The organism is Caballeronia sp. LZ001 (genome assembly GCF_031450875.1).
GTDB lineage: Bacteria > Pseudomonadota > Gammaproteobacteria > Burkholderiales > Burkholderiaceae > Caballeronia.
In genome coordinates this window covers 202,275-216,552 of the sequence record NZ_JARTVX010000003.1, presented here as the reverse complement: position 1 = coordinate 216,552, position 14,278 = coordinate 202,275, and the positions used below count along the sequence as shown (strand labels likewise).

The 14,278-nt window shown below is 62.7% G+C and carries 13 protein-coding genes and 3 pseudogenes; 8 read left to right on the top strand and 8 right to left on the bottom strand.

Going from position 1 to position 14,278, the window contains the following annotated elements:
• Window positions 1-12 precede the first annotated feature (12 nt).
• Together P9292_RS05455 and P9292_RS05450 are read left to right on the top strand one after the other, a co-directional pair.
• On the top strand, window positions 13-1,029 hold the full coding sequence (locus P9292_RS05455) for an ABC transporter permease subunit (RefSeq protein ID WP_244829893.1): 1,017 nt from the start codon (window positions 13-15) through the stop codon (window positions 1,027-1,029).
• 80 nt (window positions 1,030-1,109) lie between these two features.
• Window positions 1,110-2,060, top strand: coding sequence for an ABC transporter substrate-binding protein (locus P9292_RS05450; RefSeq protein WP_244829892.1), 951 nt, complete (start codon window positions 1,110-1,112; stop codon window positions 2,058-2,060).
• A 75-nt stretch (window positions 2,061-2,135) separates the two neighbouring features.
• On the opposite strand, the gene P9292_RS05445 is transcribed toward P9292_RS05450, so the two are convergent.
• Complete coding sequence (locus P9292_RS05445; protein WP_309958279.1) at window positions 2,136-3,053, bottom strand: hypothetical protein; 918 nt, start codon at window positions 3,051-3,053, stop codon at window positions 2,136-2,138.
• A gap of 136 nt (window positions 3,054-3,189) precedes the next feature.
• Here P9292_RS05445 and P9292_RS05440 point away from each other — a divergent pair, with 136 nt between their 5' ends.
• Genes P9292_RS05440 through P9292_RS05430 form a run of 3 tightly spaced genes read left to right on the top strand, consistent with a single transcriptional unit; the run spans window position 3,190 to window position 4,645 of the window.
• A complete protein-coding gene (locus P9292_RS05440) occupies window positions 3,190-3,675 on the top strand; it encodes a molybdopterin-dependent oxidoreductase (protein WP_250468894.1) in 486 nt (161 codons plus the stop codon).
• On the top strand, window positions 3,672-4,220 hold the full coding sequence (locus tag P9292_RS05435; protein ID WP_309958278.1) for a nitrogen fixation protein NifQ: 549 nt from the start codon (window positions 3,672-3,674) through the stop codon (window positions 4,218-4,220). The genes P9292_RS05440 and P9292_RS05435 overlap by 4 nt, the downstream gene beginning before the upstream one ends.
• A gap of 35 nt (window positions 4,221-4,255) precedes the next feature.
• Window positions 4,256-4,645 (top strand): winged helix-turn-helix domain-containing protein, encoded by a 390-nt coding sequence (locus P9292_RS05430; protein WP_244829888.1) that lies wholly within the window; start codon window positions 4,256-4,258, stop codon window positions 4,643-4,645.
• On the opposite strand, the gene P9292_RS05425 is transcribed toward P9292_RS05430, so the two are convergent.
• Window positions 4,642-5,979, bottom strand: coding sequence for a DUF2325 domain-containing protein (locus tag P9292_RS05425; RefSeq protein WP_309958277.1), 1,338 nt, complete (start codon window positions 5,977-5,979; stop codon window positions 4,642-4,644). The genes P9292_RS05430 and P9292_RS05425 overlap by 4 nt on opposite strands.
• 248 nt (window positions 5,980-6,227) lie before the next feature.
• On the opposite strand from P9292_RS05425, the pseudogene P9292_RS05420 reads away from it, so the two are divergent.
• Together P9292_RS05420 and lpdA are read left to right on the top strand one after the other, a co-directional pair.
• Window positions 6,228-6,446 (top strand): annotated as a pseudogene (locus tag P9292_RS05420) (biotin/lipoyl-containing protein); the annotation flags it as partial.
• A 183-nt stretch (window positions 6,447-6,629) separates the two neighbouring features.
• The gene (lpdA, locus tag P9292_RS05415; RefSeq protein WP_309958739.1) at window positions 6,630-8,039 is read left to right on the top strand and encodes a dihydrolipoyl dehydrogenase; all 1,410 of its coding nucleotides are present in this window, start codon (window positions 6,630-6,632) and stop codon (window positions 8,037-8,039) included.
• Between the two features lie 6 nt (window positions 8,040-8,045).
• On the opposite strand, the gene P9292_RS05410 is transcribed toward lpdA, so the two are convergent.
• The 3 genes and pseudogenes from P9292_RS05410 to P9292_RS05400 all read right to left on the bottom strand — a co-directional run.
• Window positions 8,046-8,576 (bottom strand): response regulator, encoded by a 531-nt coding sequence (locus P9292_RS05410; RefSeq protein WP_309958738.1) that lies wholly within the window; start codon window positions 8,574-8,576, stop codon window positions 8,046-8,048.
• Window positions 8,577-8,579: 3 nt separating this feature from the next.
• Window positions 8,580-9,179: pseudogene (locus P9292_RS05405) on the bottom strand (response regulator); the annotation flags it as partial.
• A 277-nt stretch (window positions 9,180-9,456) separates the two neighbouring features.
• Window positions 9,457-11,529: pseudogene (locus tag P9292_RS05400) on the bottom strand (CHASE3 domain-containing protein); the annotation flags it as partial.
• 416 nt (window positions 11,530-11,945) lie between these two features.
• On the opposite strand from P9292_RS05400, the gene P9292_RS05395 reads away from it, so the two are divergent.
• The gene (locus P9292_RS05395) at window positions 11,946-12,245 is read left to right on the top strand and encodes a DUF4148 domain-containing protein (protein WP_244829885.1); all 300 of its coding nucleotides are present in this window, start codon (window positions 11,946-11,948) and stop codon (window positions 12,243-12,245) included.
• Window positions 12,246-12,282: 37 nt separating this feature from the next.
• On the opposite strand, the gene P9292_RS05390 is transcribed toward P9292_RS05395, so the two are convergent.
• The 3 genes from P9292_RS05390 to phbB form a co-directional block, all read right to left on the bottom strand.
• Complete coding sequence (locus P9292_RS05390) at window positions 12,283-12,609, bottom strand: hypothetical protein (RefSeq protein WP_309848240.1); 327 nt, start codon at window positions 12,607-12,609, stop codon at window positions 12,283-12,285.
• A 93-nt stretch (window positions 12,610-12,702) separates the two neighbouring features.
• Window positions 12,703-12,921, bottom strand: a complete 219-nt coding sequence (locus P9292_RS05385) for a hypothetical protein (protein ID WP_309848241.1) — start codon at window positions 12,919-12,921, stop codon at window positions 12,703-12,705.
• 79 nt (window positions 12,922-13,000) lie between these two features.
• The gene (gene phbB / locus P9292_RS05380; RefSeq protein ID WP_244829882.1) at window positions 13,001-13,744 is read right to left on the bottom strand and encodes an acetoacetyl-CoA reductase; all 744 of its coding nucleotides are present in this window, start codon (window positions 13,742-13,744) and stop codon (window positions 13,001-13,003) included.
• Window positions 13,745-14,278: the final 534 nt, after the last annotated feature.

Below are 14,278 nucleotides of genomic sequence, written 5' to 3'. Positions count from 1 at the left end.
TTGGAGAGAGACATGGCTAACACCACCAAGCAGGACAACGTCGGGCCAGGCGCGGCGGAACGGCAGACGCGCATCGAACATCGCGAGCGCATGCAGGTGCTGATGCGCACCGCCGGCATGTTGCCGGTGCTGATTCTGCTGTGCATCGGCTTCGGCATCGTCACCGATGGCTTCTTCAGCCTGCAGAACATGTCGATCGTCACGCAGCAGGCGTCGATCAACATCGTGCTCGCGGCGGGCATGACCTTCGTCATTCTCACGGGCGGCATCGACTTGTCGGTCGGCTCGATCCTGTCCGCGGCGGCTGTCACCGCGCTGCTTGCGTCGAACCTGCCGCATCTCGGCTGGCTCGGCATTCCGGCCGCGCTTGCCGTCGGTCTCGGCTTCGGCGTGGTCAACGGGCTGCTGATCTCGCTGCTCAAACTGCCGCCGTTCATCGTGACGCTCGGTTCGCTCACGGCGGTGCGCGGCATTGCGCGGCTCATCGGTAACGATACGACCATCTTCAACCCGCAACTTTCGTTCGCGTTCATCGGCAACGACACGGTGCTCGGCGTGCCGTGGCTCGTGATCATCGCACTTGCGGTCGTCGCCATTTCGTGGTTCATTCTGCGCCGCACGGTGCTCGGCCTGCGCATCTATTCGGTCGGCGGCAATCCGGAGGCGGCGCGGCTCTCGGGTATCAAGGTGTGGGGCATCCAGCTTTTCGTCTACGCGATGTCGGGACTGCTCGCCGGTCTCGGCGCGGTGATGTCGGCGGCGCGGCTCTATGCGGCGAACGGTCTGCAACTCGGCCAATCGTATGAACTCGATGCCATCGCCGCGGTCATTCTCGGCGGCACGAGTTTCGTGGGCGGCGTGGGGTCGATCGTCGGGACGCTGGTCGGGGCGCTGATCATCGCCGTGCTGTCGAATGGACTCGTGCTGCTCGGCGTGTCGGATATCTGGCAGTACATCATCAAGGGGCTCGTCATCATCGGCGCGGTGGCGCTCGACCGTTACCGCCAGCGCGGTTCGGCCCGAACCTGAAGTTTCGCTTTGAAAACACCGGGCGCATGCAGGTCCGCCTGCGCCCGTCCAACTCGAATGGACCCACTGGAGACAACAACATGCGCAAACACAACAAGCTTTTCGCCAGCGTCGCACTCGCAGTCGGTTTTTGCGCGGCGCTGCCCGCCGCGCAGGCCGCCGACAAGCAACTAAAGTCGGTCGGCATCACGGTCGGCTCGCTCGGCAATCCGTACTTCGTGACCATCTCGCGCGGCGCGGAAGCCAAGGCCAAGCAGATCAATCCGAGCGTCAAGGTCACGGCGGTATCGTCGGATTACGACATGAACAAGCAGTTCACGCAGATCGACAACTTCATCTCCGCGCACGTCGACATGATCCTGCTCAACGCGGTCGATCCGAAGGCGATCGAACCCGCCGTGAAGAAGGCGAAGGCGGCGGGCATCGTGGTGGTCGCGGTCGACGTGGCCGCTGCCGGAACGGACGCCACCGTGCAGACCAACAACGTGCAGGCGGGTGAACTCGCGTGCGATTTCCTCGCGAAGAAGCTCAACGGCAAGGGCAACGTGGTGATCGAGAACGGGCCGCAGGTTTCGGCCGTGACGGATCGCGTGAAGGGTTGCAAGGCGGAACTGGCGAAGAATCCGGGCATCAAGGTGCTATCCGACGACCAGGACGCGAAGGGTTCGCGCGAAGGCGGCATGAACGCGATGCAAGGTTATCTCACGCGGTTTCCGAAGCTCGACGGCCTCTTCGCGATTAACGATCCGCAAGCCATCGGCAGCGATCTCGCGGCGAAGCAACTGCGTCGCAACAATATCGTGATCACGTCGGTGGATGGCGCGCCGGATATCGAAAACGCGCTCAAGACCGATACGCAGATTCAGGCTTCCGCGAGTCAGGACCCGTGGTCGATGGCGCAGCAGGCGGTGAGCGTCGGTTACGACTTGATGAACGGCAAGAAGCCGAGCAGCACGATGATCCTCATGCCGTCGACGCTCGTCACGCGGGAAAACGTGGCGAATTACAAGGGCTGGTCGTCGCCGCGTTGAGGTTCGACGTGACGTAGGCGCGAAAGAAGGCGGCGAATGCGTCGCCTTCTTTTTTTGGGTCGACCTTGGGCTCGCTCATCTGATCGGCAACACGCGCAGCGCGCTCGTCTTGCCCGACGACGCACCCGCGCGATCCACCGCGATCAGCCGCTTGCGCGCGACATCGACGGCCACGCCGCGAGGCGCGTCGAAGTCGCTGGCGATGACCGCCGCCGTACCGCGCTTCGACACACTGCACAACGCGTGCGCGCCGCATTTCGTGTAGAGCGTGCCATCGGGCGATGCGGCCATGAGATCGGGCGCATCGACGGTGGCGAACACATTGGTGGCCTGCACCGGGCCGCCCGCCGTGCGCGCGTCCTGCAGATCGACCTTGAAGATGCGGTTCGCCGCCTGATCGCTGATGAACAGCGTGTCGCCGACGACCGCGAGGCCCACCGGCTTCTTCAGGCCGATGACGAGATCGCGCTCGGTCACGCTGCCCGGCGTCGCGCCGCGCGTGATCAGGCTAACGCCGCCCATCGACGGCGCATCGCCTTCCTTGCCGAACCAGCTCGACAAAAACGTGCCGCTGTCCAGCACGACGAGCCCGAGGCGGCGTCGCGACGGGTTTGCATCGGCGGCAAGTGCGACTTGTCCGCTCGCGGCGATGTCGAACACCGCGCTGTTCTTGCCGAAGCCGAAGCGCTCGACGAGCAGATGTCCATTCGGCGCAAACGCAATCTGACTGAGCGCGCCGCGCTCGCCTTCCTGCGCGGGAATGCGCGCGTAGAGCGAAAAGTCGGGCGATGCAGCGTCGAGATTCGAGGTCATCACGATGCTGTTGGTCTTGTCGTCGGTGACGAACACCGCGCCATCCGACGCGCGCACCGCGACGCCGTTCGGCGAGCCGGAAAGCTGGACCGTCTGCGGCGCGCTGACCGAGCCTCCGCCCGAAGTGCATGCGGCGGTGACGAACGCCAAAATCGCGATCCACGCAGAACGACGGCTCATGAAGGCTCTCCCGTTGGCCGGAAAACGATAGTTGTGAATAATGCCGCATCCATGATCATCATGCCGCGAAAGGCATGGCATCGTACAATCTGCCGTAATATATTCAGCGATACATCGCATCCGCCCGGTCATCGCCATGAATCACGCGCATTCGCTCAGCCTTTCACCTGTCGTTCAGATTGGCGGCGCGGTCGAACGTCCGCTCGTGCTCGATGTCGCCGCCTTGCGCGAGTTTGCGAGCGCGAGCATCGATCCCTTCGATCTCGTCTGCTTTTCGACCGGACGTTATATTCGACCAGTGGAACGATATCAGGGCGTGCAGTTGCGCGTGCTGCTCGACGCCGCTGGCGTGCGCCGTCCCGGCAGCACGGATTTCAAGCGCACCGTGTTTCTCGCGCATGCGCACGATGGCTATGCGGTGACGTTTTCCTGGCATGAGCTTTTCAACACGCCCGTGGGCGAGCAAGTGATCGTGGCGTATGCGTGTGCGGACCGCGAACTCGGCGTCGAAGATGGCCTGCCGGTGCTGGTGTCCGGCGCGGATACGGTGCACGCGCCGCGCCACCTGAAGCGGCTGGTACGCGTGGATGCCCACGTGCTCGGCAGCGGCCACTCGCCATGAACGTGAACGCGGCGGCGCGCGCCCTTCTCGCCCGCGCGGCCCATGCAGCCGTGCCCGACACGGTGTTGTTCGCGCGGTTGATCGGCGCGCGCATGGAAGCCGGCGATGTATCGCTGCTCGGTCTTAACAAGCCGGAACTCGATGCCCTGACCACGCGCCATTTCACGCAGACGATCGACGGCGATCATACGCCGCCGTCGACGCCGCATCGGGTCTTCGTACACGATCTTCATGCGCTTCTGATGCACCATGACGTGACGCTGACACATTCTCCCGACGACGCGCATTGTCTCGCGATGATCATCGCCACGGCGTGCCTGCGTCCCGACCATTTATGGCGCGATCTCGGACTCGATGGCCGCGCCGATGTCAGCGCCATGCTCGAACGCCATTACCCCGCGCTCGCCGCGCGCAACGTCGACGAAATGCGCTGGAAGAAGTTCCTGGCGTACGAGGTGGCGAGCGCAAACGGCGTCGCGCCGACCTGCGCGCCGGGCTGTCCGGGTTGCGAGGATTACCGCTTCTGCTATCCGTTTCGCCAGTAGCGTTCGGAGGGTCTCGTTCGTGTATTCTCTCGGGCATGGCCACATCCCTCAAAACGAAACCTGCGGCGACGGCCCAAGAAGCTGTCGAAGTGCGCTTTCGCATGCGCATCCGCAAAGGTGAAGCAATCGCGCTCGGGCCGGGCAAAGTGGTGCTTCTCGAAGCCGTGCGCGAACACGGTTCGATCTCGGCGGCGGCGCGTAGTCTCGGCATGTCGTATCGGCGCGCGTGGCTGCTCATCGACGAATTGAACCGCTCGCTGAAGTCGCCCGCGACCGTCTCGGAGCAAGGCGGCCAGAGCGGCGGCGGCTGCGTGTTGACGCCCGTGGGCGAACGCATCGTGCAGCTTTACCGCGATATCGAAACCGAAGCGCACGCCGCGTGCGCCGGACACATCGGCGCACTGACGAAGCTCCTCAAGTCCTAACCGTGGCGCAGGCAGAACGCCGAACGCGGCGGCGCGCTCGTGCGGGTCACGCGCTCGTCGACATCCAGCCGCGCGACGAATTCCACGAAACTCGCCACGCTCGCCGTGCGCAACGGCGCGTAGTCCACGCCGTGACGGTCGCAGACGCGCTTCAACGTGTTCATCGAATCATGGTCGATGCAGTCCACCGGAAACAGCACCACGTCCGCGTTCGGCAGCGCGGCGGCGAGCAATCCCTTGCGATCCTCGATACCGCCATCGTGCACGGTGAGCGCGCCGCCTGCCGTTTCGACGAGCGACTTCAACACGGCGTTCGAGTTCGGTCTGCCGCCCACATAGACGATGCGTTTGCCGTTCACCCAGTCGAAGGCGCGCTGACGCGTGTCGGACGCTTCGGCGTTATCGAGCGTCGCGCGTTCCAGCGCCGCGCATTCCGCCTGCACGACTTTCAATAGCGCTTGTGCCTCGGCGAGCCGCGCGCGCAGCGTCTCGGCTTCGTCCTCTTCCTGCTGCGCGCGCCGTTCCGCGGCTTCGCGACGGCTCGTATGCAGCGCGAGACGGCGTTCGCCTTCCTCGGCCTTTTCGCGCAGGCGTCGCACTTCTTCCTCGAGTTCGCTCGGGTCCGTCTCCGGCTTGCGTTCGCCTTGCGCCGCCAACTCGCTCAACTGGCGCAGCGACGCGTCGCGCTCGCCGCTCACTTCCAGCAGACGCGCCTGCTGCCGTTCGATCTTGTCGCGCAGCTCCGCGTTCTCTTTTTCGAGCGCCACGAGACGCCGGATATCCGCGCGATTCGCCGCGCCCACGAGATGCGAGAGCATGTGCAGCTCGCCAAACGCCGACTGCCGCACTTCGATATTCGCGTGCGGATGCGTCATCAGCGCCCAGTAGGCGGGCGGGATGTCGCCGGACTTGAGCGCATCGGACCAAAGGTCGAGGAGTGCGTCGCTGCTGCGCGCGGCATCGAAACGGCGGAGCGCGCCTGAATAACGTTCGTCGAGCGCCTTGTTGAGCGCCTTCGCGCCCGCGCCGCCCGCAATCGCCAGTTCGACCGCCGCGTGGTGAATGTCGAGATCGCTCGCGTGATGACGATCCAGGTTCGTGAACTTCGGCACCAGCTTGCGCAACTCGTTGGTGGAGAGACAAGTACCGATAATCGAGCAATGCAGATGCGAATCCAGCTCGGAGAGCCGCACGCGCTTCCTCGCGCCGCGCGCGTCGGCAGCCACGGCCGCGACTCGTTGCGGCTGCGGCTGCGGCTCGCAACATGCGTCGGACGTGTGCGCGTGCATGCCGGTGCGAGTCGGGCGGGCAAGTGGAAACGGAGGGGCCTGCATGATCACCTCATGTTCGATCGGGCGGGAATGGTCGGTCCGCGTCTGTTTTCGCAATATACCACCGAATATAGCGAGGGCCGTCCGGCAAGCGGCAGTGCGGCGAGCGTGCCGCACACGGCGTATCCTGTGGCTTCTGCGCGGCCGGGACGGACAAAACGGATGCAAACAGATGCAAACGGAGGCAAGCGCCCCGCCCTTCGCCGCCGCACGGTTTCCATCGCACAAGCATGCTCACAAGGAGAATCTGAATGGCAAGGGTTGAAGTCAAGGTTCCGCAGCTTTCCGAGTCCGTCACCGAGGCAACGCTGTTGCCCTGGAAAAAGAAAGCGGGCGACCCGGTGACGCAAGACGAAATCCTCGTCGAACTGGAAACCGACAAAGTCGTGCTGGAAGTTCCCGCGCCGTCGTCCGGTGTGCTGGGCGAGCTTCTCAAGAAGGAAGGCGATATCGTCCACGCGGATGAAATCCTCGCCGCCATCGATACGGAAGGAAAAGCCGCGGCAGCGCCCGCTCCGGCGCCGGCTCCGGCTGCCGAGAAGCCGGCCGCCGCGCCTGAAAAGCCCGCTGCCGAACAACCGGCCGCTGCCGCGGCGCCCGCGCCCGCGCCCGCGCCTCAAGCGGAATCCAGCGAGAAAGCCGACTACGACGTCATCGTGATTGGCTCCGGTCCCGGCGGCTATATCGCCGCGATCCGCGCCGCGCAACTCGGCTATTCGGTCGCGTGCGTCGAAGAGTGGATCAACCCGGCCGGCAAGCCGAAGCTCGGCGGCACGTGCCTGAACGTCGGCTGCATTCCGTCGAAGGCGCTGCTCGCATCGTCGGAAGAATTCGAGAATGCGCGACTGCATCTGGCCGATCACGGCGTGAACGTCGAGAACGTGAGTTTGGATCTGACCAAGCTGATCGGCCGCAAGGAAGCGATCGTCGAGAAGATCACGGGCGGCGTCGAGTTCCTTTTCCGCAAGAACAAGGTCACCTGGCTCAAGGGCCACGGCAAGCTCGCGGGCAAGGCTGGCGGCAACTTCACTATTGAAGTGAGCGGCGGCGACAAGGACGGCAGCCATACGGCGAAATACGTGATCATCGCGACGGGGTCGAAGGCGCGTAATTTGCCGAACGTGCCCGTGGATAACCGCATCGTCTCCGACAACGAAGGCGCGCTCGCCTTCGATTCCGTGCCGAAAAAGCTCGCCGTGATCGGCGCAGGCGTGATCGGTCTGGAACTTGGTTCGGTGTGGCGGCGGCTCGGCGCGGAAGTGACCATACTCGAAGCGCTGCCGGACTTTCTAGGCTCGACCGACACCGCGCTGCAAAAGGAAGCCGCCAAGCAATTCAAGAAACAGGGATTGACGATCCACCTCGGCGTGAAGATCGACAGCGTGAAGACGAGCGACGCGGGCGTCTCCGTGTCTTACAAGGACAAGGACGGCAACGCGGCGACGCTGGATGCGGACCGTCTGATCGTCTCCATCGGCCGCGTGCCGAATACGGCGAATCTCGGTCTCGACTCGATCGGGCTCGCCGCCGATGAGCGCGGCTTCATCCCCGTCGATGGCCATTGCGCGACCAAGGTGCCGAACGTCTATGCCATTGGCGACGTCGTGCGCGGTCCCATGCTTGCGCACAAGGCCGAGGACGAAGGCGTGCTGGTGGCGGAGATCATCAACGGTCAGAAGCCGCACATCGATTACAACTGCATTCCTTGGGTGATCTACACGCATCCGGAGATTGCATGGGTCGGTCAGACCGAGCAGGCGCTGAAGGCCGAGGGCCGCGAGTTCAAGGCCGGCCAGTTCCCGATGATGGCCAACGGCCGCGCGATGGGCATTGGTGAAACGGACGGCTTCATCAAGGTGATCGCCGATGCGAAAACCGACGAGATTCTCGGCGTGCATATCGTCTCGGCAAACGCGTCGGATCTGATTGCCGAAGCCGTGGTGGCGATGGAGTTCAAGGCGGCGTCGGAAGACATCGGCATGATCTCGCACCCGCATCCGTCGCTGTCGGAGGTGATGCGGGAAGCGGCGCTTGCGGTGAACAAGCGCGCGCTCAACATCTAAAGCCGCTCAGACTCGCCGCGGCATCCACACCCGCAACAGCGAATACAGCCGATCCACATCGATCGGCTTCGCCAGATAATCGCTCGCGCCCGCGGCGAGGCATTGCTCCTGATCGTCCTTCATCGCCTTCGCGGTGATCGCGATGATCGGGAGCTTCTTGAAACGCGCATCTTCGCGGATGCGTCGCGTCGCTTCCAGTCCATCCATGCCGGGCATCATCACGTCCATCAGTACGACGTCGATGTCCGCGTGCCGGTCGAGCGCCTCGATGGCTTCGAAACCATTGCGGCCGATCGCCACTTTCAAACCCTGATGCTCCAGCGCGCTCGATAACGAAAAGATGTTGCGGATGTCGTCGTCCACCAGCAGCACTCGGCGTCCGTCGAGCACGCGGTCGCGCGAACGCGAGACGTGCAGCATCGCCTGGCGATCCGCCGACAGGTCGGATTCGACCTTGTGCAGGAAGAGCGTGACTTCATCGAGCAGACGTTCCGGCGAACGCGCACCCTTGATGATGATCGACTGCGAATAACGCATGAGTTCCGCTTCTTCGTCGTGAGTCAGATTGCGGCCCGTGTAGACGATCACCGGCGGAAACGACAAGGCATCCGTCGACGCCATCTGCCGCAGCAGATCGCCACCCTGCATGTCGGGCAGCTTCAGGTCGATGATCATGCAGTCGAAGATGGTCGTCTTCAGCAACTCCAGCGCGTCCTTGCCGAACTCGACAGGCGTGATTTCCACGTCCTGATCGCTGATGAGTTCGACGATGCTTTGCCGCTGCCGCGCATCGTCCTCGACCAGCAGCACGCGCTTGATCTTCTGACTGCTCTTGTCGGCGAGCCGCTGGAAGATGCCCATGAGTTGTTCGCGCGTGGTCGGCTTGACCGCGTGGCCGATCGCGCCGAGGTGCAGCGCGGCCTCGCTTCTGTCCGACGCCGACACGACATGCACGGGAATATGCCGCGTCTTCGGGTTCGCCTTCAACTCTTGCAGAACGACGAGCCCCGAGCGATCCGGCAAGCCGATATCGAGCAGAATCGCGCTCGGCGAACGTTCTTGCGCCAGCCGCAGCGCTTCGCCCGCCGTGCCGCTCACGATGCAGCGATAACCCAGCTCGTGGGCCAGATCGAGCAGCACTTGGGCGAAGCTCGCTTCGTCTTCGATGACGAGCACCAGGCGCACGTGCGGCTGCGGCGTCGAGCCGGTCGTCGTCGATCACGGGCGTCGGTGTGACCAACGCGGCCACGTCATCGAGTGGCGCACTGGGCGTCTCCACCGGAACGGGCGCGGGTGCAGGCACAGGCGCCACGAGTTCGAGCGCGTTTTGCACGGGCGGCGTGAGGGCGTCATAGATGACCGGCATCGTAAGCGTAAAGGTGCTGCCCACGCCCGGCGTGCTCTGCAACGCAATCGACCCGCCGAGCAGATGCGCGAGACTGCGCGAGATCGACAAGCCCAGACCCGTGCCGCCGTAGTGACGGCTCGTGGTGCCATCGGCTTGCTGGAACGCTTCGAAAATCGCTTCCTGCTGATCCGGCGCAATGCCGATGCCCGTATCCGTCACGACGAACTGCACCCCGTCCTTGCCCGCGTTCTTCAGCGTGAGCGAGACCGTGCCCGAGTCGGTGAACTTCACCGCGTTGGCGAGCAGGTTCTTGAGTATCTGCTCGAGCCGGCGGAAGTCGGTCGTGAGCGTCGGATATTGCTCGATGTCGTTGCGCAGTTCGAGCTTCAGCTTCTTCTGACGGGCGAGCGGCTCGAAGGTGCGCGAAAGCGTATCCACGATGCGCTGCACGGGCACATGCTCGATGTGCAGATCGAGCTTGCCTGCTTCCACCTTCGACAAGTCGAGAATGTCGTTGATCAGATTGAGCAGATCGTTGCCCGCCGAATAGATCGTCTGCGCGTACTTGATCTGATCCTGCGTGAGATTGCCGTGCTTGTTCTCCGAGAGCAGTCTCGCGAGAATCAGCGAGCTATTGAGCGGCGTGCGCAACTCGTGCGACATGTTCGCCAGGAACTCGGACTTGTAGCGGCTTGCGCGCTGCAAGGCCTCGGCGCGCTGCTCCAGCACTTCCTGCGCCGAGTTCAGCGCCGCGTTGCGTTCGTCGAGCACGCGCGCCTGTTCCGCGAGCTGATCGTTGGTCTGTTCGAGCTCGGCCTTCTGGTTCGCGAGATACACCTGCGCCTGCGACAGCGCGTTGGTCTGTTGCTCCAGTTCCTCGTTGGTCGTGCGCAGTTCTTCCTGTTGCGTCTGCAACTCTTCGTTCAACTGCTGCGTCTCTTCGAGCACTTGCTGCAAGCGCTCGCGATACTGCGCCGCCTCCACGAAGTCGCCGATATTCCCCGCCACCGACAACATGAACTGGCGCTCGCGTTCCGTGAGCGCGTGCATCGCGCCGAGTTCGATGGCGCCGTTTGCCTCGCCCTCGTTTTCGATCGGGACGACGACGAGGCTCGTCGGCGTGGCCGAGCCGAGCGAAGAGGTGACCTTCCAATAGCCGGCCGGCACTTCGTCCACGTTCGTCAGGCGCTTCGAGTGCACGGCCTGCCCGACGAGACTCTTCACGCCCGCGAGCGTCTGCGGCGACGTCTCGCTGTCCGGATCGAAGCCGAAGCTCGCGGTGCGCCGGAGCGCGCCGTCGACATCGACGACGTAGAACGCGCCTATCGATACCTTGAGGTAGTCGGCCAGAAAGTCGAGCACCGTCTGGCACAACTGGTCGAGCGACTGCCTGCCGATCACCTGCGCCGCGAGCAGCGTCTGTCCCTCGCGCAGCCACGCCTGCTCCTGCAACGCGCGCGTCTGCTTCTCGTGTTCGCTGAGTGCCAGGCCATACGCGTTCGAAAGCTGCAAGAGTTCGCGGCGGCCGAAGACCGCCAGAATCACTGAAAGCGACAGGCTCAGCACGAGAAACACGATGACGGTGATGGTCGTCAGTTCCTTCGCCGACTCCACGCGCTGAATCCGCAGCGTCTGCTCGATGTTGAGAAACGCGTCCAGCTCGCGCACCGTCTCGGCGCGTTCCGCCGCACCGCCTCCGGCACGCATCTGCGCGAGCGCATTGCCGTTGGCGCGACGCTCGGCGATCACGGCATCGGCGACCTTGTCCCATTGTGTCTGCAACGCGCGGATGCGGATCATGCGGTCCACTTGCGGCGTGTTGTCCGAGACGAGCGCGGCGAGCGTATCGATATCGGCGGTGAGCTTGGGTTTGGCGGTCTCGTAAGGCGCGAGGAAGCTCTCGTCGCCGGTGAGCAGATAGCCGCGTACCGCGCTTTCCTTCTCGCCGACGAGCCGCCCGATTTCCTGCGTATTGCCGATCACGCGTTCCGAGTGCTCGACCCAGTCGATGCCTGAGAGCAGATACAACACGAGAGCGACGAACGCGACCGCGGTGACGATGCCCGTCCCCAACGGCAGCGCGATATTTCGCAAGAGAATGCGACGAAACGTGGTTTCATCGACACCGGACCGCAATGGCATGGACAACTCCGATGGATATGGTTTCGTGAATGACGCTCGGTACGCGGCGCACGTATTTGCGCGCTTCGGCCGACGCGCATGTGAAGATTTTTTTCAAATCAGGCCGGTGCGAATCATAACCGGTCGGCGCGTGGAAACGCTTGACGGCGCTTGATCGCATCGCCCAATACGAACACGCCTTTCGACCCGCGACGTTGCCCAAACCGGCACGTCCGTTCGCGCTCTTTCACTTTGCTGAACAATTGCGCGGACCACCTTACAATGCACGGCAGCGGCGGGCGGCGCAATCCAAATGGTGAGCGCACGCCGGTCGCTTGGCTTTGGCTGTTCGCTGGTGCTTCTGATTGTGACTGTGCTTATAACCGACCTCGGCGGCCGGTCCCGGCCGCACGAATCAATCGACTTTTGGAGAGGATATGAAAGCAACGCTTGCCAGTAAGCTCGTCGTTTCCGTCATCGTGGCTGCATTCGGTGTTTCCGTCGCGCCGCTGTCTTTCGCTCAGACCAGCAGCACGACGGACGCGACTCAAGCCGCACCGTCGACCAAGGCGCAACGTAAAGCCGCCCGCAAGCAGGCACGCGCGAAGAAGAATGCCGAGCTGAAGAAGCTCGAAGACGCGGGCTACAACCCCGCGAAGCGCGATGATTCCACGTATCCGCAAGACGTCCAGAACGCTCAGAAGAAAGCGGGCATCGGACAAGGCGCGAGCCAGTAAGTCGCTGTGAAGCTCCCGCGCCTTCGGGTGCGGGAGTTTAATCGCGCGCCGCTTGCTCCACGCGCGCCACGCAACTGAACGATACCGTCGAAGTCTGTTCTTCGAGCGAGCGTATGCCGCTCGTCGCTTCGGATCGGATCGACACGCGTTGATCGCGTTGCTTGCAGTAGTCGTTGGCGGCGTCCATTGCGGCACTGCGCGCGGTCGACCAGGACATGCGAGTGCCGGTCGCCTTGCCGGTCACGGTGTAGACATCTGGCTGCGAGCCGGCCGTGACTTCGCTCGTGGTCCCGCACGCGGTGAGTGAAAGAGCGAACGCGAGCGCGCCGCACAGACGCGCGAGTGTGAAGAATGGTAAAGACATACGCTTGAAATGAGCCGTGATTGATGTACGGCCCGCATATTACAAGCGCCCGCGATTTTCTTCACGGGTCAGAGGAAACACAGCGCCTGCGCTTCAGGATTGCGCGATGCGATCGAGCAGCCGCTGAAGCCGCGTATGCTGACTCGGCGCGAGTCCCGGCGTCGATAGCGCCTGCACGACGCGATTGCGCCAGTAAGTCTTCGAAAAAAGCGAATTCGCGCCTTCGAGATTCAGCACCTGGTCGAGATGCTCGATCGCGGAATCGAGATGACCGATGTTGTAGACGGCGGCATCCGCGCTGAGTTGGTTCATGGACTCACCCGTATCGACATGTCGGACGTCATCGACGCGCCACGCGCGATTGAACGCATGACGCGTCGCTCCTTGCTCATCAATGCATGTGCTGGCCGCCGTTGATGGCGATATTCGAGCCGGTCACGAAGCCTGCGTCTTCAGAGCACAGGAACGCGACGAGCGCCGCGACTTCTTCCGGCTTGCCAAGTCGCCCGGCTGGAATCTGCGGAAGGATCTTCGAGTCGAGAATGTCTTGCGGAATCGCGGTCACCATCTTGGTGGCGAGATAGCCCGGCGAGATCGTGTTGACCGTCACGCCCTTTTTCGCCACTTCGAGCGCGAGCGACTTGGTGAAGCCATGCATGCCCGCCTTCGCCGCCGAATAATTGGTCTGCCCGACTTGCCCCTTCGATCCATTGACCGACGAAATATTGACGATGCGGCCCCAGCCGCGCGAGACCATCTCCTCGCAAACCGGCTTCGTCATATTGAAGACGGAATCGAGGTTCGTGCGCAGGACGGAATCCCAGTTCACCTTGCTCATCTTCTTGAAAGTCGTGTCCTGCGTGATGCCCGCATTGTTCACGAGGATATCGACGGGACCGACTTCATGCTGGATTTTCGCGACGCAGTGCTGGCTGGAATCGTAATCGGCGACATCCACTTCGTAGGCGCGAAAGGCGCGGCCCTGACGATCCATGTTCGCGAGCCACTCGGACGCCGACGCGTTTCCCGGCGAATGCGTCACGACGACAGCGAAACCCGCATCGTGCAGTTTGATACTGATGGCTTCGCCCAGTCCGCCCATGCCGCCCGTTACCACTGCAATTCGCTTGGTCATTGATGATAGCCCTCGTTACGTTTCTCTCAGATCGATGATGTTCAACTGCTTCTCGCGCCGCACTTTTGGTTTGCAGTCTCGCGGCGCGAAGATGTCATGCAAAAGCATGCTTGCCCGAAATGTTCGGAAAGCGTCCTCCAGTTGGCGGCGTAGCAGCCTTTAGCACGCCGCGCCTATGCATTCAGTCGACGCAACGACAAATTCAGTAATGTCGATTAAGGAAGTTTTGCACCAAACGGTGCACCAACTAGCTTGCAAAAATCGAGTGGTCCATTTAATGGGCCTTATTGAAAATCTCTCAGGCTCAGCGTTTGCCCTCGCGTACCTCCGGCTGTGCAAGAATCGCGAGCGAGCGACTCCGTCGCACGGATATCGTGCGAATGCGCAAACGGAGACTTGAAGTTGTTCGATGAATGGTGCTTGTGCGTCGCACCAATTGAGACTGATTTTAAACGACAAAGGTGGATAATAAATTACATATTACTAGGTAATAACCCTAGTTGGAGTAAAAAGTCCCTTGAATTGCAGCAGATG